The 21,027-nt window shown below is 45.1% G+C and carries 12 protein-coding genes; 3 read left to right on the forward strand and 9 right to left on the reverse strand.

Features of this window, described 5'->3' with window-relative positions; genetic code table 11:
- Both ACYVE4_RS32665 and ACYVE4_RS32670 read right to left on the reverse strand, forming a co-directional pair.
- Complete coding sequence (locus ACYVE4_RS32665; RefSeq protein WP_461044627.1) at positions 1 to 459, reverse strand: regulatory protein RecX; 459 nt, start codon at positions 457 to 459, stop codon at positions 1 to 3.
- Between the two features lie 31 nt (positions 460 to 490).
- Positions 491 to 1,492: a nucleoside hydrolase gene (locus tag ACYVE4_RS32670; RefSeq protein WP_461044628.1), complete on the reverse strand. Its 1,002-nt coding sequence runs from the start codon at positions 1,490 to 1,492 to the stop codon at positions 491 to 493.
- 94 nt (positions 1,493 to 1,586) lie between these two features.
- Here ACYVE4_RS32670 and ACYVE4_RS32675 point away from each other — a divergent pair, with 94 nt between their 5' ends.
- From ACYVE4_RS32675 to ACYVE4_RS32685, 3 genes are all read left to right on the forward strand, one after another.
- A complete protein-coding gene (locus ACYVE4_RS32675) occupies positions 1,587 to 2,759 on the forward strand; it encodes a glutathionylspermidine synthase family protein (RefSeq protein ID WP_461044629.1) in 1,173 nt (390 codons plus the stop codon).
- 126 nt (positions 2,760 to 2,885) lie between these two features.
- The gene (locus ACYVE4_RS32680) at positions 2,886 to 3,233 is read left to right on the forward strand and encodes a DoxX family protein (RefSeq protein WP_461044630.1); all 348 of its coding nucleotides are present in this window, start codon (positions 2,886 to 2,888) and stop codon (positions 3,231 to 3,233) included.
- Positions 3,234 to 3,687: 454 nt separating this feature from the next.
- A complete protein-coding gene (locus ACYVE4_RS32685; protein WP_461044631.1) occupies positions 3,688 to 4,365 on the forward strand; it encodes a TetR/AcrR family transcriptional regulator in 678 nt (225 codons plus the stop codon).
- Between the two features lie 61 nt (positions 4,366 to 4,426).
- Here ACYVE4_RS32685 and ACYVE4_RS32690 read toward each other — a convergent pair whose 3' ends face one another.
- The 7 genes from ACYVE4_RS32690 to ACYVE4_RS32720 all read right to left on the reverse strand — a co-directional run bounded on the left by ACYVE4_RS32690 (position 4,427) and on the right by ACYVE4_RS32720 (position 20,614).
- Complete coding sequence (locus ACYVE4_RS32690; protein ID WP_461044632.1) at positions 4,427 to 6,472, reverse strand: glycosyl hydrolase family 95 catalytic domain-containing protein; 2,046 nt, start codon at positions 6,470 to 6,472, stop codon at positions 4,427 to 4,429.
- Between the two features lie 74 nt (positions 6,473 to 6,546).
- Complete coding sequence (locus ACYVE4_RS32695) at positions 6,547 to 7,218, reverse strand: hypothetical protein (protein ID WP_461044633.1); 672 nt, start codon at positions 7,216 to 7,218, stop codon at positions 6,547 to 6,549.
- A 103-nt stretch (positions 7,219 to 7,321) separates the two neighbouring features.
- Entirely contained in the window at positions 7,322 to 8,677 is a 1,356-nt protein-coding gene (locus tag ACYVE4_RS32700) for a vanadium-dependent haloperoxidase (RefSeq protein ID WP_461044634.1), read from the reverse strand.
- A 97-nt stretch (positions 8,678 to 8,774) separates the two neighbouring features.
- Entirely contained in the window at positions 8,775 to 12,194 is a 3,420-nt protein-coding gene (locus tag ACYVE4_RS32705) for a VCBS repeat-containing protein (protein ID WP_461044635.1), read from the reverse strand.
- An 85-nt stretch (positions 12,195 to 12,279) separates the two neighbouring features.
- Positions 12,280 to 15,669, reverse strand: coding sequence for a VCBS repeat-containing protein (locus ACYVE4_RS32710; protein ID WP_461044636.1), 3,390 nt, complete (start codon positions 15,667 to 15,669; stop codon positions 12,280 to 12,282).
- Between the two features lie 208 nt (positions 15,670 to 15,877).
- On the reverse strand, positions 15,878 to 17,368 hold the full coding sequence (locus tag ACYVE4_RS32715) for a RagB/SusD family nutrient uptake outer membrane protein (RefSeq protein ID WP_461044637.1): 1,491 nt from the start codon (positions 17,366 to 17,368) through the stop codon (positions 15,878 to 15,880).
- A 126-nt stretch (positions 17,369 to 17,494) separates the two neighbouring features.
- Positions 17,495 to 20,614, reverse strand: a complete 3,120-nt coding sequence (locus ACYVE4_RS32720) for a SusC/RagA family TonB-linked outer membrane protein (RefSeq protein WP_461044638.1) — start codon at positions 20,612 to 20,614, stop codon at positions 17,495 to 17,497.
- Positions 20,615 to 21,027 lie beyond the last annotated feature (413 nt).

Here is a 21,027-nt window from a genome sequence, read left to right on the forward strand (position 1 = left end):
TTATTCTTCGTTTCCCAGTACGGAAAAAATCAGATCAGATTCGTAGCCTTTACTCATGGCGTATCGAACCAGTTTTTGTTTAATTATCAGTGGATTATCATCGCGAAGGCTTTGGCGTTTTTTGTCTAGCAGGGTTTTGAGAGTTTCCTGATAATCGTCGGTTGCAATTTCTTTCATCGCCTGATCGAGATTGTAGCCCGTAATTCCGCGTTGTTGCAAGTGTTGCTTTATCTTCCGTTTTCCCCAACCTTTCACCCGAAATTTCCCTCCGGCGAATGATTTGGCAAAACGCTCTTCGTTTAGGTAATTCTGTTGAATGAGTTCGGCAATTACTTCTTCAGCATCATCACCGAATACGCCCCATTCTTTCAAACGGTCGCGTACTTCCTGTTGTGTACGCTCCTGATAAGCGCAAAACATAGCCGCTTTGCGGAGTGCGTCTTTTAATCCATCTGTCATAAATTAGTAACAAAACCGGCTAGGCTATCATTCAGTGTTTCTTCGGTTGATGCTGCATCAATTGATTGATAACGGCCTCCACTTCTGCCGAGGATACTTTTTCGACTAAATGCTGGTGACCTTTTCCTGCGCTATCCCAACCATTTGAACCATCTTCATTCAACGTTAATCGGCCGGAGTTGACAGTATAATAGGGTTCGTAACCCCGAACGCCAACCAGCACAGCAGTTTGATCCCAGCTCATACGACCGGCCTTATCTTCGGCGGCTTTGGGTAACGAAATCCGAAAAACGTCTTTCACTGGACTATTCTGGATACTGGTATTTTCTACCAACGGCAGTCCTGAATGAATCTTCTGGCCAATTTCAAATCCACTCATCAGCACTGGCGTTGGCCAATTGGCGAAGAAGGTTTTGGATGCTGGCGTATCCCTAAATACGTTGTACTCCCGGCCCTTGGGGAATTTACCGGCCATGCTAACCACCTGTTTTATTTTCTGAGTTGCCAATTCCCGGCCCGAAAGTTTCGAATATTGATCAGGTTTGCTGTTCAAGAGATTAGCCAGATTAGTCAAGAAACCGACTGTAATCACCGTCACACTATGATCGGGTTGCTTAGCTAGGATCTGGCGATAGAGCGCAATGGCATCAGGAACCTCGTCGTTCGACTTAATTTTATGCGGATAACGAGCTACGAGCGTATCCGACCAATGCTGCGTATCTTTATCGCTCACAGCCTGTCCTTTTGGAACGCCAATTGGAATTGTTGGGCGATTAAAATAGGTATTCAATACACCAAGTACCGGCGCTACATTGGGGTAATTAGTGCTGGCGATGGTGGCTAGAATATTGGCTTGTCCCTCATCGGCAAACGCATGAAGCAACGTAATGGCTCCTACATCATCATAATCGGGACCCATATCCGTGTCGAAAATGACGGGAACCGGAGCTTGTTTTTTCGCCGATTGTCCGGCAGCCGAACCGATTGTCAGCGATAGGAATACACTAATGGAAAGTACGAGTAGTCGGGTCATGGGAATAGGTGAAATTTACGGCAAGGAAGGGCGTATTATGAATTGTTTCCACAAAAATCGCTAACTATCCTGCCTATAACAAACGCACAAACCGATGATTTCTCTTCAATCGCTGGCTATTTCGCCTACAACGCAACTCCAGAATCTTGGCTGGAACTGGATGCTCGGTCAAGATACGTTACCGTATCTGACTAACGAAGTTGTTGTGATAACTCCGGCGGAAGCTGATGCCTATTACGAAGCAGCTAACGAACTGTTTGAGATGTTTGTCGCTGCCGCTCAACATATTATCGACGAAAATCGATTTGCTGAAATCGGTATTCCTGACAATCTGGTTGAATTGATTAAACTGTCCTGGAACGATGACCGACACATTCACCTATATGGACGTTTTGATCTTGCGGGAGGGATTGACGGTCAGGCGATTAAGCTTATTGAATTCAATGCCGATACAGCGACTTGTTTGCCCGAAACGGCTGTTGTTCAATATGCACACCTCAAAGCCAATTTGCTGGATGAAAGTCATCAGTTCAACTCGGTTTTTGAAACGTTAACGGGGCAATTCGAAGAAATTCTGGCCGTAAATCCAGACCTGCAACCGACACTACTTTTATCGGCCATACGCGATTTCCCAGAAGATGATGCGAATGTAGCGCTGCTGGGTGAGGCTGCTCGTGAAGCCGGTTTTGATCTTGAATTCGATTTTATTGATAATGTAGAATTCTCCGCGGAAGAAGGTATTTTCTGGCAAAATCCGAAAAACGGACAATTTGAAAAGATGGATTTCTGGTTCAAACTTATTCCCTGGGAATCCATCGCCGAGGAAGAACCTGAGTTGGTGACGATATTAACTGAAATTATCAAAAAGCGACTCGCGGTTGTTTTGAATCCAGCTTATACGCTACTCTTCCAATCGAAATACATACTGAAAATACTTTGGGAATTATATCCTAATCATCCCTTACTCCTCGAAACCGACACAAAGCCGTTACCGGGGATAGCGTGTGTCGAAAAAGTATTATTTGGGCGGGAGGGGGCTAATACGCGTATTTTAAATGCAGATGGAAGTGAACGTCTAGCTGCTGATGGCGACTACGGCGATTATCCCAAAATTTATCAGCAATATGTTCAGTTTCCGCAAGATTCCGCTGGGTATACCTATCAGGCTGGCGTTTTCTATGCTGGTGATGCCTGTGGACTAGGCTTTCGGCGAGGTGGGTTAATTCTGGATAATACGGCCGGTTTTGTCGGGCATATCATCCGATAGCTGTTTAGTTGGGCGGAATGTTTCCGGCTATTAAGAAATTTATAATCCAGTTGCCTTTGTTTGTAGTATATAGAGATAGATCTGCGTTTATTGGTTTTCGTGAGCAGTTTTTTAGCCGCAACCTAGATGAATTACTTGTCTCTATATATTCAGGCACTCCTCTACATGATTGCAGGGGCAAATCATTTCCTGAATCCCAAAATGTATTTGGCTATTATGCCGCCTTACGTTCCAGCGCATCCGTTAATGGTGTCGCTGAGTGGCATAGCCGAAATTGTTTTAGGAATTGGATTATTGTTTCCGGCTACGCGCTCATTATCGGCCTGGGGCCTCATTTTGTTACTGATTGCTGTATTTCCGGCTAACATTTATATGGCTACGTCTAATCGCTTCAGGCGATTTCCGGCCTGGCTCCGATGGGCCAGATTACCCTTACAGGCTGTATTAATCTGGTGGGCTTATCAGTATACCTAAGTTTATTTTTCGCTCCTTGATCAGGTTTTCTCAAGCTGATTAATCCATTTAACTTAACTAGATGGGAAGGTATCTATTTTTGACTTTTTTGTTACTAAATACTTGGTATTGGTCATAAAAAAGTTAATTACTTTATACTTTTGTTTATATCATTTTTTTTGTCATTTTTGTCTAAATAAGTCATTAGTATCTGCAAATCAGTATATTAAGAGTTGTTGATATTACGTTAAATAAGTAAAGGCTGCTATAAACTACTAGTTCCTCATTTATCCCATGAGTACGACGCTATGTTCAGCTTTCTTATTTTCACTTTTTGGCACTTTACCTCAAATAACTAACATATTGGGTCGGTTAAATAATTATTGAGCCAATAATTATTTACTAAAGTGACTTTCAGATTTGATTGTAGTCAAAGGGAAGACATATATGTGAATTACAATGAATTGCTGACACTATGGAGAAAGATGAAAAAATCAGACGGAATCGCGCAAAGACCACTCAACGTATTGTTGAAGCGTTGGAGGAAGTCATAGCGGAGTACGGTCTGGATGGCGTTGGTGTGAATCGGATCGCCGAAAAAGCTAACGTTAGTAAAGTATTGATTTATCGGTATTTCGGTGGAATGGAAGGTCTGTTGGAATATTATGTGAAAATGGGGAAATTATTTCCTGTTTTTACACCGGCTGTATTGGATCAAATTCGGCCGTTGCATGAGTCTGACGTTGCTCGAATCTGGTATCGTCAGGTAATTCAAACCTATCGTTACTTTCGTACATTTAAAGCCGCCCGCGAAATTCTCAAAGCGAGCGTTATCGAAAACGATTCTATTGCCGAAACCACTACACGGGCGCAAGATGCAGAAATGACTCGACTGGTTAGCCAGTTGTCATTCGTAAAAGGAGCCGATACGCAAGCTATTTCGGCCGTAATTCTTGGGGCTATGAATTACCTGACTATTATGGCTCAGAATGATCACACCATGATTAGCATTGATTTGCGGAGCGAAGAAGGATGGGAGCGCATCGAAAATGCAGTAAAAACCATTTATATCGCTTTAAATAAAATGGCAATTGGTTCAAAAGAAGTCCAACTGGAACTTCAGTCTGCCCATCTGCCAATGGCTCAGTGGTAAAACTGGAATTGGATTGTATCAATAGCCGGATAAGCTGTAAAGTTTATCCGGCTATCTTATTTTATTGTACCTGAATAGTTTTTCGTTGCGGACCTATCCCTTTAATCGTCAGCGATTTCCACTGCTTCGGCAATTTGGTTTTTAGCTGAATAATACCATTATCTGTAATATCCAGCCCGCCGAATCCGTTGATTACAGCCTGCAACATACCACCCGCACCCGTTGCAAAATAAGGATTGGTTCCCCCTGCTGTTTCTGATAAAACCCCAAAGGGAGGAACTTCATTAGGTTTGTAGCTTTTCACGAACCAGTCATGGGCTTTATCTGGCTCACCCAAACGTGCGTGTAAAGTGGATAAGACTGACCACCCCATTGCCGGGCCTTCGGGCGAATAACGAGGTTCATAATAAGAAAGATCTTTTCGAATACCGGCTTCATCTTTTACAATCTTGAGCGGATAAGCCAACAGATTTACGTCAGCCTGCTTAATCATCACGCCGTCATACGTCCGATTTTCTTTCGTTACGCCATCTGGAAATTTCAGAATCGGGATGTTGTCTGCAACGAGTTTCCAGTCTGGATTAGGGGCGATGCCTAATTCCTGAGCCGCCTGAATGGCAAATTGGAGCGAGGTTTTAGCCATGCCATTCGTGAAGGCATTATCATCAATGTTTTCCTGCCACTCGTTGGCCCCAATCACGTTGTTGATGTGGTATTTACCCGGACCTTCCCGCTCAACCCGACTACTCCAGAAATCGGCCACTTCTTTCAACATTGGATACCCACGTGTGCGAAGCCATTCTTTGTCTTTTGTAACCTGATAATATTTCCAGAACGCCCAGCCAACGCAGCCCGTAATATGATGCTGAAATGGCCCGGTCAGTGCCCAAACGGGTGTTGCTTCCTGACCATCTGCATCCGATTCCCAGGGAAACATTGTGCCCGCATAACCATGGCTAAAGGCGTTCTGCTTAGCCATCGAAATTCGTTCAAATCGGTATTCGAGAATTGACTTGGCGATTTCGGGCTTCAGCGCCAGAATAGGCGGATACATCCATAGTTCGGTATCCCAGAAAACGTGACCGTTATAACCCAATCCTGAAAGGCCCATTGGTGAAAGGCTATACCCCGTTCCTTCCCGCACAAATGAATACAGATGATAAAGCGCCGATCGAACCGCTTTTTGTGCTTCTGGATCGCCCTCGATCACGATATCACTTTGCCAAAGTTTAACCCATTCAGCATTGTGGCGTGTCAATAACCGCTCCGTACGTTCAAGAGCTGCAAATAAGGTTAGTCGCTCGGCTTCATTATGTGGATCGGCCGTATGGGCGGTTGACGATACGGAGCCGACCACGCTGAATTTATAGGTTTCACCTGCTTTGAGTCGCTTTTTAAATTTGGCGAGGTGCATATTGTAATCCCAATCTTCGTGAATTACGTCGGGTTCCTGACCGTGTGCCTCCTCGAAAATGAAACTGGTAGAAGCGGCCACCGTATGCCGTCCGGTTGGGCTTTTTGCTACGGAGGTCAATAGTCGAATCGTAACGTGTGAGCGATCAATCTCAGAGTAGAAATTTTTGACTTCTTTCAGATTTTCAGGCGTTTCGATTACACTCATCGGACTAATTTCGCAATCTTTTCTGGCCGTTATTTCGACCATAGTCAGCTCTGAGAAGGGTAGATGACGCAATGCCATCATTGTTTGCCGAACACTGACTTTGTCTTTGTAATCGAATGTTGTGGTTAGGGCTGCCTTCTGCATATCGAGCGTCTGGCGGTAGTTAGTGATCTCCTTTGGTCCGACGCGCTGACCGTCCACGTCGAGATTCATGTTGGCAAAATTGAAAACCTTCAGGATATTCGAAACCCGCCCACGACCATACGTGTCGAACGCACCGTTCAAAACCACATCTTTTACTTTCATGGGTTCTGGCGATGATACCAGGCCAATCATGCCATTGGCGACGGTAATTCCGTAATAATTAGCTGGATTTATGTTTTGTCCAACGATCTGCCAGGCAGTATTATCGGTTTGCGCCTGAGCTACTGGCTGTACGCCAAAGTAGATTAATAGAATGCTGAAAAGAACTTGATTTTTAGTCATAAGTATATCATAGGTGAAAGAAAGGCTAAAAATAATACCATTTCTCAGTATGATAATGCCTTTATATCCCTATTTTAACGGCCTCTGTGTTTTGCCTGGCGCGTTCGTACTCGTCGTCCATGACTTTGGCCAATGTTGATTAATCCGCCCGAATCGATTCGCATTAATCCCCAGCGTAGGTAAAGTCCGTAGAAGGCTTTGGAGTTATCGTTGGTTTCGTTGCTAAAGTCGTAATAGCCCGTTGTTAGGCCAATACCAAAACGGGGCGCAATCTGGGCAATAAGGCTGTAGGTAAGTTCGAGCATCAGGCTGCCTTGTTTATCAAACACCCGACCGGCGCCAATGGTCATTTCGTTGGCGAAGACACCATAATTAGCTACATCCATAGTCACTCTACCTTCCACAAATAGTGTTGTATCAGGGCGAAGCGAATTTCGTCCGAAAGCGATTCCCAAATCGACTACGTTGAATGATTTACCGATTTCGATATTCTGTGCAATGCGATCTTTTGGGCTTCCTGCACCGGTATAAATGGAAAACGGTGATGCCCGGCCGTACCAGGGAGCTGCCTTAAAATTGAAAACGGATCGGGTCGAATCTTCGGGCGAACGACTTAATTTGCGGTAAGCTTCCCGATTTTTAGCCGCTCGGCTACTTGTGTCGATGGAAGATGTTGATTGGGAAAATAAATAGGTATCGGTCAGGATAAACCCGATCAGAATGAGGAAAAGTAAACGTAGAGTCATAGCAATAGGTAGGAATAAGGCCTTAGTTATCTGCCAGTTACTAAAAAAAATCCCCGCTTCTGAAAAACGGGGATTTTTTAATTAGCTTTTAACTATCACCAACTTATCGGCTGGCTACAGAGGCTTTTCGGGAATGAATTTTTTCAATAATCCATTGCCCTACTTTCTCGCCTTCCGTCTGGCCATTTACTAAAGCGGAACGGTAGTGGATACCGCCATACATTCGGCTGATGGATGCTTCATCGGCGGCTTTTCGGAATGATTGAAATGACCGTACACCATGACCATATCTAAACTCGGTAGAGTCTGTAAAGGCAATGTTATCTCCCATCAGGCTGGTTAATACAGTGGCTGCGGCTGTCGAGATAACGCTGTGGCCGCTAGGATATTCAGGAAATGGCGGTGTCTGTAGGAAAGGCGTCCATTTGGGATCCATGAATTTATTGATCACCGTTTCGGGACGAACGGTTTTGCTTCGGTATTTCTCGTCCCAACACGAAATAAATCCATCCGCTAACGCAAACGAGGTTAGGGCATAGGCTTCCACCATTTGTATCATATTCAGTTTCTGTTGTCGGCCTACGGTTTGGGCAATGGCCAGCCAGTGACCACCTGGCGTCATTTTTTTGCTGGCGAACATAACGTGTCCAGCTACGTTCATCACGAATGCATTATCATCCCAGAAATAGGCAATATCCTGTTTCTCTTTATCCATATTTTTGCCCGTCTGATAGACCTCGTCCAGTTCTTTTTGGTAAGGTGTCCCTTTGGCCAGGTTGTAGGGTAGAGGACGAGGGGGCATGAATTGATTACAGGTATCCATAGCCCAGCAGCGAATTTTATTCCACTGTGGTTCTGCCGCGTCCATGTAAGCAGGAGGAGTTGGTACCCAGGTTCCATCTTCGTTTGTAACAGTATGTTTGAAGCCACGCGTCTGCTTGTAATTATCCTTTGCGGCATAATCCAGAACATGCTTGGCTACAGCTTCTCCATATGCCATCGATCGCTCATACACTTCGTCTGGAACGCCATCCTTCTTGTATTGTTCATAGAACGGTTTCTCAAACTCATCATAGAAAGGAACCGAGAAGGTCAGCGCACGGGCAACCGTCAGAAACGCGTGTGTACTAGCTAAGGGAAAGCAATATTCTTTACCTGCTTCGGGCTTCGGACCCGTTTGAAAGCGCTTCAGTTTTCCGCCTAGTGATTCATATTTGGCGTCAAATGGAACCAGCGCTTCATAACCTGCCAGATTCGCATAGGAGTAAATACGGCTGGCAACAGGCGGGTTGAAAATATCATGAACAATGACTTCTGTCAGTTTATTCAGCGCGGCATTATAGTACTCAACGTTAGCCGCTTTGGCATTGTACTCGGCTGGCGAAGCAGCTTTCCGACAACCAGCTAACCCAACCAAGAGTACGGCTAGTAGATAACTAAAGTGAAAAGACGATTTCATAATAGACAAGTTAGGCAGAAACAGGCAAAGAATTTGAGAGAATCACACGCACAAAATTAACGGAAAATGTGAGTTGAAATCGTATCCATAATCAAGCTCATTTTAAAAGCAATGGGCGGAACATCTGCAAACCCGCTCCGTTTCGCGCCACCAAAATGAGTAATTCCTGCCCCGTTCGTATAGGACGAATGTCACGAATCTCCCCATTGAGCAGGAAGCCAGAATCGACCGGTGATAAGGCAGTAAACGAACCTTTTCCATTATTTCGTAAGACCAGCCCGTAACTCGCATCGTAGCGGCCTTGGTAGGTGCTAACGCCATAAAAATTACCACCGCCCAATACGTCAAGATCACCATCCTGATCTATATCTATAGCTTGTAGCGCAAAGATTTTTGATACCTGAGCCAGCATGGGCAGTTCGTGTACAACAAACTTCGGATTTCCCTCCTGGCTTCCCTGATTTTCGAGATAAACAGATGCAAACTGATCGACTGTAAATTCGTCGGCGCCTTTCAACTCATCGTCTTTCAGTACTTCGCTTAGCGTCTTCCCTGCAAAGGAGACGTAATCTGTAAATCGCTTGTTGATGATTCCCGGCATTTGTTTACCCAACTCGTCTTTAAAGGCGAGCGGATACCATTCTTTACCTCGATTATAGGCGATTATCTGCTCCGTAGTTTGGTTATTATCCACATCCTTCACCCACATCCGTAGCTGTGAATCAGGAGTTTTACGGAATTTCGTGTTCGTTCCCAGATTACCGGCTATTAGGTCGATATCACCGTCCCGGTCGAAGTCTGCAGCGATAATGCGTTGATAAAACCCATTTAAGGGCGTTTCTTTAGTAGTAATCGGTTTTACTTCCTCAAATTTGCCACTGTTATTCGCGAAAATTCGGATCGGCATCCAATCGCCAGCCAGGATTAAATCGGCATCTTTATCACCATCGTAATCGACCCAGACAGCGTCTGTAATCATTCCCGCTTTTCGTAATCCTTCGGATCGTTTTTCTGTCTGATCGGAAAAATGGCCCTTCCCATCATTTATCAATAGATAGGAAATCGGAGATTTTCCATAGCCGAAACCAACCACACGACCGCCTACAAATAAATCAAGATCGCCATCCTGATCGATGTCGTAGGGGCGAACGCAGCTTTTGTTATCATACATGGGCGGTAACGCATTGGTTGACCGGGTGAAATTGCCTTTCCCATCATTCAGATAAAGTCGGTCGAATTGCTCCGGCATTTTATCGTAAAATTCATTCCCACCCGACACGACATATAAATCTAAATCCTTATCGCCGTCGGCATCGAAGAAAGCTGCATCAACATCTTCGTAGGTTGAATCCTGTGCGAAAGCGGACTGAGTAGTAGGCTTGAATTTACCATCGGGTTGCTGGATCAGTAAACTACCTGCCTGCCATTTAGCCCCTCCCGCATATACATCTTCCAGACCGTCGCCATTAACGTCACCAATCGCCAGATGCGGCCCTTCTGTCGATACTTCGAAAGGCATCAGCGGTTCCCTGACAAAATCATAGTATTCTTTATTTTCCTTATGCCGATAGGGAATCGAATCGGTCGTCGTAACCTCCGCAAAAAGTGGCTGCGTAGACGAGATTTTGTATCGATATGTAGAGCCGTCTAACTTCGCATCTGATTGTTTTAGTGTGAGTGACTGATTCGTTTTCACTTTCGTGCGAACTTCCATTTGCTGATTCGGCCAGATCACAATGAGCGAATCGATTAGTTCACGTTTCCCAAGTCCAAACAACAATTCAGGCGCTACCGACGACTCAAATCCTCGGGTCGGCATCAATTGCTGCACCTGTATAGAATCGCCATATTTGGCAATCACTTTGCCACCAACTCCAAATGAATTTTGTGAATCTCCTTTTAGCTTAACGGTCAGATGACTATTCTCTGGAAACAATTCGTTCGCATCGTTCCGGTAAAGACTGGCTGGATCATCAATATTGTTTGTGATTAAATCCAGATCACCGTCGTTGTCTAGATCTGCATAAGCAGCTCCGTTAGAATAATTCGGCGTTTCAAAACCCCAGTCAATGGATTTATCATCGAACCGTAAGGAAGGCGTTCCATGATATAAATAATTATGAACTTTCCCTTCGGGCATAAGTTTTACCGCTCGGTCGTCCAGCGATTTCGATGTTTCCATAACGTACCGTAAGGAATCATCAGCCGCAAATTTTACGTAGTCGAGATTATTAGGTCGATGAACTATGCCATTGGTAATGAATAGGTCCTTTATACCATCATTATCATAATCAGCCAACAAAGGTGACCAGCTCCAATCGGTACCCGCTACACCCGCCATCGCGCCAATATCCATAAATTTTTTGCCGGAGAGATTCAACTGAAGGCAGTTTCGGCTATACTGGTTCATGTATCCGTAGCCCAGTTTATACATGTAAATATCCAGCGGATCTTCGCCCAACGATGATTTTTCAACCGTTTCGTCTTCTGGATACATATCAAGTGTCACGACATCCGCAAATCCGTCGTTATTGATATCGGCAATATCATTCCCCATCGAAAACCGGCTAACGTGCTGAAACGCTTTTCGTACGCTCTCCGTAAACGTGCCGTTCTGATTATTGATGTAATAGTAATCGTCTTCGTGGAAATCGTTGGAGATGTAAATATCTTCCCAACCGTCATTGTTGAGATCAGCTACCGAAATGCCCAAACCATAGCCCATAGCAGCCCCATAAATACCAGCCTGTTCACTCACGTTTATGAATCGTTGGGCAGAAGGCCTGGGGCTTGGGGTGGGTGAGGATGGTTTTGGGTTACCTTCTGCCCCCTGCTCTTTGCCCTTTGCTTCAACGCTCATATTCTTATACAAATAATCACCGGATTCGTTATGGCGTAGGTTTCGGGCCGTTACGCGATCATAACTACGCGACGTATGTACCGCATGATTTAATAAGTAGCAATCCAGGTCGCCATCGTGGTCGTAATCGAAAAAGGCGGCCTGGGTAGAAAAGCCGGTGAAATCTAGCCCATAGTCAGCTGCTTTTTCGGTAAAGGTGCCATCGCCATTATTGATATACAGTTCGTTAGCTCCTTCCAGCCCCCGGAAATTACCAACGGCGCAAACGTAGATGTCCAGAAAACCATCGCCATTAATATCAGCCATGGTCGAACCAGTTTGCCAGTCCGAAAACCCTTCAACGCCCGCTTTGGCCGTAATGTCTTCGAACTTAAAATTGCCTTTGTTGAGGTAAAGCTTGTTCTTGCCCTGATTCGAGACAAAATATAAATCAGTCAGGCCGTCGTTGTTAATATCACCTGCCGAAACCCCTCCACCGTTATAGAAGTACAGGTAATCCAGAATATTTAACTTCTGCGATGGTACGAGGTGATTGATGAAACTGACGCCCGTTTGCGTAGAGTCAAGCGCCTGAAAAAGTTTTTTTTCGGATTTGAATGAATTACAGCCTGCCAGTGTCAACAGCCCAATGGTCAGGAAGAAAGCAATACGTTTCATTATGGAGTGATGAACGATGAACGATGAGTGATAAGTGATAAGTGATAACCGGTTTTTACATTCATCACTTATCACTCATCGTTCATCACTTTATTTTAAATACCTGCGCTCGGTCGTTGTTTTTGGCTAGAATGAGCTGCCCCTGCGCTAACTGAACCATACGGCGTACTTGCCCGCGAACAAAGAAACCGGAGGATGCAGGATTGATCGACTCATAGTTAATGGCGCCATTGGTCGCTTTTCCTTTGTTGCGTAAGACAACGCCATAACTAGCATCGTAGCGGCCAATTTCTGGAAGTACATCCAAGAAATTACCTGTTAAGATAAGGTCCGTCTGTTCATCATGGTCATAATCCATAAATACGGCTCCGCAAACAGGTGAAAATTGAGCTTCGCCAGGTAAAGTTTGAGCGGTCAAATGACCCTTACCATCATTTATGAGAAGCATGGTTTCGGCAGTAAAGGCTTGTTTAACAATGGCTTGCTTCCGCTGATCTTCGTCCAGAATGTCGGTTATTTTTTTACCCGCGTAATCCGTGTACTTCACAAATTTCTTCTTAATGGTAGGCATTTCTTTCTGCAATTCTCCTTTCAACACCATAGGATACAACTCTCCTGTTTCGTCGGCGCAGTTAATTATTTGCTCAATGGTGCCATTATGGTCAAAATCACCTACATAGATTTCAGCAGGGGTAGTTTGGGTAGCTTTAATACGAGAGTTTAATCCCAAATTGCCTACTACCAAATCCAGATCACCATCGCCATCGGCATCACCCGCCGTTACGCAGTTCCACCAGCCCGCTGTTTTTAACGCTTCACCCTGAGGATTCTTAATAGTCCATTCTGGATTTTGAGCCAATTTACCTCGCTTATTTTCGAACACGCGAATTGGCTCCCAATCTCCGGCGACAATTAGTTCTGGGTATTTATCGCCATTCAGATCGGCCCATGTTGCGGAGGTTACCATACCCAGTTGTTCGGCATCAGGCAAGAATCGTTTGGTGTAATTTTTAAAATTACCTCGACCGTCATTGGTCAATAAATAACTGGCTGGATTACGGCCATACTGACTTGGAATCATACGTGATCCTACAAACAGATCAATATCACCATCCTGATCAAAATCGGCGGCTGCTACGCATGATCCACTTGCTTTTAAATTAGGTAAACCTGCTTCTGAACGTGTAAAATTGCCCGTGCCATCGTTGAGGTAAAGTCGGTCTAGCAATTCATCCGCTTCCGCATCAAATTCATTACTACCTGTCACCACATACAGATCAAGATCTTTGTCACCATCCGCGTCGAAGAAAACTGCGTCAACTGCTTCAATAGCTACATCATCACGCAAACTGGCCGGCGTTTTATCGACAAATTTTCCTGTGCCTTTCTGTTGCAGGAATAAGTGAGAAGGCTGCCCGCTGGCGCTGCCAAAAAACAGATCTTCCAACCCATCGCCGTTGACATCGCCTTTTGCTAAGGCTGGCCCTTGCGTTGATGTTTGCTGTTTCAGCAGCGCATCCCGGTTGTAATCGACAAAATTGCTTTCGGTGTGTACGTAATTCAGGCCCGATGCCGTCGTGTTATCCTGAAAAAGTGGGTGCAATTGAGCCACAGTGGGCTTCCAGATTTGGATTGCATCCTGCTGACGGAGCGTTAACAATTGGTTGACTTTGGGTTGGCCAATGGTCTGCATTCGATCATTCGGCCAGATAACTTTTACCGAGTCAATTTGTGCTTTTTCTCCTAAGCCAAAAACCAGGTTTAAATCGATTGACGATTGAAAACCCCGGTTGGGCATTTGCTGCAATAGCTGCTCTCGTCCATTTTGATAAACATATACTTTAGCGCCAATTGCATTCCGGTTCAAGCCAGCGCCCTCCAGCTTCACTTTCAGGTAATTAGTTTTGTTCTTTTCGACTGATCGATTCTGGTAAACCGCAACTGGCGAGTTGACATTGTTGACGATCAAATCCAGATCGCCATCATTGTCCAGATCGCCATATGCTGCTCCGTTTGAAAAGTCGGGTTCAGCTAATCCCCAGTCAAACGCTTTGTTGGTAAAGTGCAGATTGCCATCATTATGAAACGCGTAATTCGGGACCGCTTCAGAGGGAGCTTTATCGAGAAATTCTTTGAAGTTGAAACTTCCTTTACGGGCAATCTGAGCCATATATTCCCGGTCTCCTAGAAAGTTTACGAAGTCCTGATCGGTCACGTCTTTGGCAATGCCGTTAGCGACGAACACGTCTTTTAGTCCATCGTTATCCATGTCGAAAATCAGGGCGCCCCAGCTCCAGTCTGTTGCATGCACACCTGCAAATCGGGCTACTTCACTAAATGTAGGTAGACCGTTGTTCGCAGGCTGATTGCCCTGATTCAAATGCAGCATATTCTGCATGAACTGGTAATGGAAATCCCGATCAACCTTGATTCGTTCCAGATCGTGGCCCTCATAGGTGGATGTTAGCTTCAACCGACGATCATTGCCAGGTAACATATCTGTTACAAAAATATCGAGCTTCCCATCGTTGTTAATGTCGGCGACATCAGCTCCCATCGACGCCAGACTGATATGGGGCATGGCTTCTTTTATTGACTCACGGAATGTACCATCGTGATTATTGATGTAGAGGTAATCGCGCTCGTAGAAATCGTTGGAAATATAAACGTCTGGCCAGTTATCGTCATTAACATCGCCAATGGTAATACCCAATCCGAAACCAATTAAGCTTCCGTAAATACCGGCCTGTTCACTAACATCGACAAAATGGCCTCCTTTTTCCTGATCGTTTCGGAAGAGTTTATGCCCACCCAACGAGTCGCGTTGGGCGCGTATGTTGGCATAAGCCAGTCGATCAACCGGCTCAAAACTGTTATTCAGGAGATACATATCCAGGTCGCCATCTCGATCGTAATCAAAAAAAGCAGCATGGGTGGAATATCCTCGGTCAGCCAGGCCATATTCAGCCGCTCGCTCGGTGAATGTTGGTATGCCGTTAGCATCATTCCCGTTGTTGATGAATAATTCATTGGCACGATCATCACCAGGACGATTTCCTGCGTTGCAGACGTATAGATCTAAACGTCCGTCGCCATTGACATCGGCAAATGTAGCTCCTGTACTCCAGGCTCGTTTGCCCGCTACACCCGCTTTAGCCGTAATATTATCAAACTGAAAGGTTTTCTGACCAGCTGTTGATCGATTCAGATAAAGTTGGTTGTCTCCCATGTTCGCGATGAGGAACACGTCGGATAGACCGTCGCCGTTTACGTCACCAATTGCTACGCCACCACCATGATAGAAATTGCGGTAGTTAAAAATATTAAAGTCTTTAGAATCAGTGACGGTGTTGGTGAAATTGATATGAGTTTCGTCAGCCGATAATTTCTGAAAGAGTGGATCGGTGGGTGCCTGCTGTCCTGATCGACAACTGGCTAGCAAGCCTATTGCCAGAACAATCAAACTACTACGCATTCGTACAAGAAGATGAAGAAAGAATGTATTCGTCGGAATGAGAAGCCAAGGAACGTTTAGGTAGATTCTGATTGATAAGGGACTACAAATGTAACGAATGAAGGGCGTTATTTAGTCATTTTCGGTTAATTAATTAGCTTTTAATCAGTCCATAAAACAGAAAAACGCAAGCCCAGTGAGCTTGCGTTTTCTATGAAGTCCAGTCAAATTAATAACCTGGGTTCTGCTTCAGATTCGGATTCAACGAAATCTGGTCCGTTGGGATTGGGTACAGTGCCCAGTGGTTGTCGGCATCAGCCGTCTTGAGTCGACGGGCAACACCAAATTTTCCAAAGCGAATCAGATCCTGACGGCGGTGGAATTCCCACGCCAGCTCACGACCACGCTCGGCTAGTATTTCGTCCAACGTTAATGTCGTAGCTGTATAGGCTGGCATGCCAGCGCGAGCATGAACAACATTTGCATCCGCAACAGCTGAAGCCGCATTGCCTAGCCGCAGATAAGCTTCGGCACGCATCAGGTACGCATCTGCTAAACGGTAGATAATGAAATCGTTATCCTGCCACGAATCCTGTGTGAAGTTGTTCGCTTGAATCTGGTACTTCTGGCTACGAGCACCAATGACCCGCCCGGCAGCGCCGGCTGGATAAACGATGGCATCAACAACAGGATTCAGTACGAGTGGGACACCGTCGTCGACCAGTGGTTTCCCTGTAGCATCGTACTGCTGACCGACCATCCACATTTTCTTACGGGCATCCTTATCATCGAACGAATTATAGAACTCCGTTACGGCGCAGAAACCATTCCAGGGTGATTGGCCCAGGTTGTAAGTCAACTGATGCAAATAGTGTAGTGTCTGCATCTGTGGTCGGAAGCCAATACGTTTTGTACGGCTAAACGGAGTGGCAAGAATCGTTTCGGTAGATGTCTGGTTCTGCAGCGAGAAGTTGCTCAGGAAATCTGAAGACAGCGAATATTTGCCCGACTTGATAATGTTATCCAGCCGATCGATCGCTTTTTGCCACTGAGGAGTTCCTGTATATACCTGAGCATTCAGATACATTTTAGCCAGGATCATATCAGCCACAAACTTGTTCATCCGACCGTAGTAGCTTCCGCCCACCTGATCTGACAACGCAGCGTAGTTATCTAACAATTCTTTTTCAACGAAAGCGAATACCTGCGCTCGTGTGCTTTGTGCCTGCGTAGCACCTGCTACCAGTTTATCAGCAATAATCACATTGCCGAACAGGTCCATAGCCTCATAATGGAAGAAAGCCCGAAGCGTTTTCAATTCAGCAATCAGAGCCGCATCTTTCGCAGTTGCTAACTGCTGGTTGATCGACGTAATGTTGTTGTAGCACCAGGTCCATGGGCCATTAAACTGACCATTGTCCGTCACTGGATTCCAGGCGTGGGTATACAGACGCACCCATTTATCACCGTCTTTCCAGTCACCACCGCGTGTTGGTACGATTTGCTCGTCTGTTACGGTGTTGAGGTCGGCCAGGTTTCCCCAGTAGTCACCTAGACCATTATAGAGTGGCCCAATCAGGGCCGCTTGCTGTGCAGCTGTCGTACCGAAGTTTGATGTTGGAATTACGTCGTAGGTTGTTTCCGTAAGATCGGTACAAGCCTGACTTCCTAACACCAGCGCGGATAGTCCGAGAAGTGCTTTTATAGTTACTCGTTTCATGTAAGTTTTTGACAATTAATTTGTTACAACGTTCGCAATTCGTTTATACGTACGATGTCTCCATTTCAACTGCGTTCGCCAATCCGATTTTATTTTTTGTTAATCGGGTTGGCGAACGAAGCTGATTTAGAACGTCAGGTTCAGACCTAGTTGGAATGTACGGGTCTTTGGATAGATACCGTTGTAATCAAGACCAACTGTGTTTGGCGCTTGCTGAATAACGCCACCGTTCGTTTGTAAATCCGCTTTTACCTGTAGCTCAGGGTCGATACCTTTATAGCCAGTTAGGATAAAGAGGTTATTACCACCCAGATACACACGAGCATTCGTGATGTATTTGCTAGCTGGTAGTGGTATATTATAACCAATCTGCCAGTTATCGAACCGAACAAATGTACCGCTTTCAATCCATGCCGTCGATAGAACGTTCGTGCCATAGCCCGAAGGTAAAGTCGTTACATCCTTCAACATATTCGTTTCCAGAATTGATCCTGGAAGCATCAGAACTGACCGCAGGTTGTTCAGAATTTTGTTGCCAAACGTGCCACGCATCTGGAAGTACAAATCAAAACCTTTGTACCGGAAGGTATTTACAAACGAACCTGTCATGAACGGCTGTGGATTTCCTTGTTGCAAAGGAGCGCCTGCTTTGATAGCAGCCGCAGCATCCGCTAATGTTACATCGGTTACTGGCGTGTCTCCTGTGGCAGCTTTCAACAGCACCTTACCTGTTGCGTCGTAGCCAACGAAGGTTGGAACGTTGTTAAATTCGCCCAATGGCTGGCCCGGAGTCAGGTATGATGCATACACATCTGATAGACCGCGGCCACTGAATGGGTTAAAACGCACCTGGCCGTTGCTGAACTGATCATTCGAGAGCGATACAATGGTATTTTTGTTGTAAGCCGCTATTAAACGAGAGTTCCAGGAGAAATCACCTTTCTGAATAATATCCCCACCAAACGAAAGTTCGACACCACTGTTCCGCATTGACCCTACGTTCGCCAGAATAGTATTTGTATAGTAGGTAATACCGTCAGCAGGTACTGAGTATGGATACAACATGTCTTTAGTCAACTTGTTGTAGTATTCCAGTGTACCCGAGAAACGACCGCCGATTAATTGAAAATCCAAGCCTACGTTCGCCGTAGTCAGTACTTCCCATTTCAGGTTTGGATTAGCATTCTGTGTAATACCATAGCCAGGTAGGAAGTCGCCAATTGATCCGTCGTAGTAAGTTCCTTTCTTACCATACAATTGAAGCGAATTGTAAGCGCTGATACCTTCAGAGTTACCCGTTTGTCCCCAACCAGCACGCAGTTTCAGGAAGTTAAGCGTATTGCCTTTTGGAAAGAATGATTCGTTCGTAATTGTCCAGCCAAGACCTACTGATGGGAACATACCCCATTTGTTGTTGGCTCCGAATTTCGAACTACCATCCCGACGTAAGGTAGCGGTTACGTTATACTTATCATTCAGATTAACCGTAGCTCGACCGAAGAACGAAATCAGTTTTGCCTGATTGCGATACGATGTAGCATAGTTGTCAGAAGGTAATACCAGTGTACCTGATCCAAGACCTAGGTTGTTGATATTAATGTTCGTTGTCAGGAAACCATTGTTAGCAGCCCCAAAACCATCGTTGTCAAACTGCTGATATGAATAACCGCCCAAAAGACTGAAGTTACTGCTTTGCGTACCAAATCCTTTTGTGTAGTTAACGGTGGTTTCTAACAATTTGCTGTTCGATTCCGTGTAACTACGGCTAGCACGACCGTTATTACCTGCCCATTGTTTAACAGCTGGGTTTGTGTAATAATCGTTAATGGTATTATCGCGTTGCACTTGACCACTTACGCCAACAGTTAAACCGTCCAGAATTTCATAACGCAGGGTAACGCCACCTTGCAAATATTTCTGAACGCCGTTGTTTATAACGTTGTTCTGCATGGCAACCGGGTTAAACAGGTCAAAGCTACCATCCACTTCATAATAGCTGCCATCAGCCTTATAAATAGGCACAGTAGGCAGGAAGGTACTTGCCCGGAATAACACGCCACTATCGTATTTACGGTTCGTTTCTGAATACGATAAGTTGTACTGGATATTCAATCGGTTATCGAACGCCTTCTGATCAAGGTTAATACGGCCAGTCAAGCGATCCAGACCTGTATTTTTTACTGTACCTTGTTGATTGATATAGCTCAGTGAACCCCGATAGCTAAAGGTTGATGATCCACCAGCAACGGCAATATCGTGGTTGTTGATGTAAGCGGTCCGAGTCGTTTCCTTTACCCAATCGGTATTAAAGTTACCAGCAGGGAAACGTACACCGTCAGTTAATGACGATGCTCCTTTGAATTTTGTTACTGCATCCCGATATCCAGGGCCATCCAGTAAGTCTAATCGATTCGAAATTGTTGCCGCACTAACGTAGTTGTTAAAGGTTACAGTCGTTTTGCCCGATTTTCCACGCTTGGTGGTAACCAGAATAACGCCATTAGCAGCCCGCGAACCATAAATAGCTGCTGCCGAAGCATCCTTCAGTACGTCCATCGACTCGATGTCGTTTGGCGAAATCGTCTGGATCGGAACACCGATCATGCCGTCAACGACATATAGCGGATCGCTACCACCGGCAAGCGATGTATAACCACGAAGACGAACTGTTGGCGCCTGGTTTGGGTCGCCAGAAGGAGCAGTAATAACCAGACCGGCTACTTTACCCTGGATGGCTTGTAGTGGGTTTGGGTTTACTCCTGCGTTAAAGTCTTTCGAAGTAACCTGAACCACAGAACCAGTCAGGTCTTTCCGTTTCGCGGTGCCGTAACCAACAACCACAACTTCTTCGAGTGCTTTCGTGTCGTCGGCCATTTTTACGTCTACCGTTGCGCGATTCCCAACAGCAACTTCCTGGCTTGTATAGCCAATAAAGCTCAGCACAAGTGTTGCATTATCAGGCACGTTGGTCAACGAATACTTTCCTTCCGCATCCGTATTTGTACCGCGCTGAGTACCTTTAAGTTGCACACTGACGCCCGGTAATCCGGTACCTGCCGGATCGGTAACTGTTCCTGTTACAGTGCGTCCTTGTGCCCAGGCTGCTGAATTCCCTACCAGCAGCACCATTACCAGCATGGTCAGAAAGCTAACTAGCGCCTTCTGCACAACCTGCTGGGGTTGGGATTTCCCAACCAGACCTACGTACTCCCCGAAGCGGTTAATTTTGTAGGATTTGTCCATCATAGGTTTACAATAAAAATTGAGAGATAGGTAATTTTCCTGGTTTAAGTTAGTATACTATATGTTTACCTTCCAATGAGGAAATATGTGCTCTAAAATCGCTATTTCCCCTACTACTTGTAGGAACTTGACAGGAATTTATAGAATAAAACCTGAACCATTTAGCAAATTACAATAGGCTAGAACTAAAATACAAATGGCGTTAGGTTAAAATTTGATAGGTCATTGTCAAAATCGTATCATAATATTTCTTAAATGTCTGTATTGATTTTGTATTATTTTAATAATGAATAATTGTTGATAATTGATTTGTGGTTATCCATCAGCTATTTAATAATTGGATAGTAAAGACGAAATTGTAAATTTTTTTAGTGATTGAAATCTGGCATTTTTTAAAGGGCAAGGTCAGAAAATGG

The organism is Spirosoma harenae (assembly GCF_054776975.1).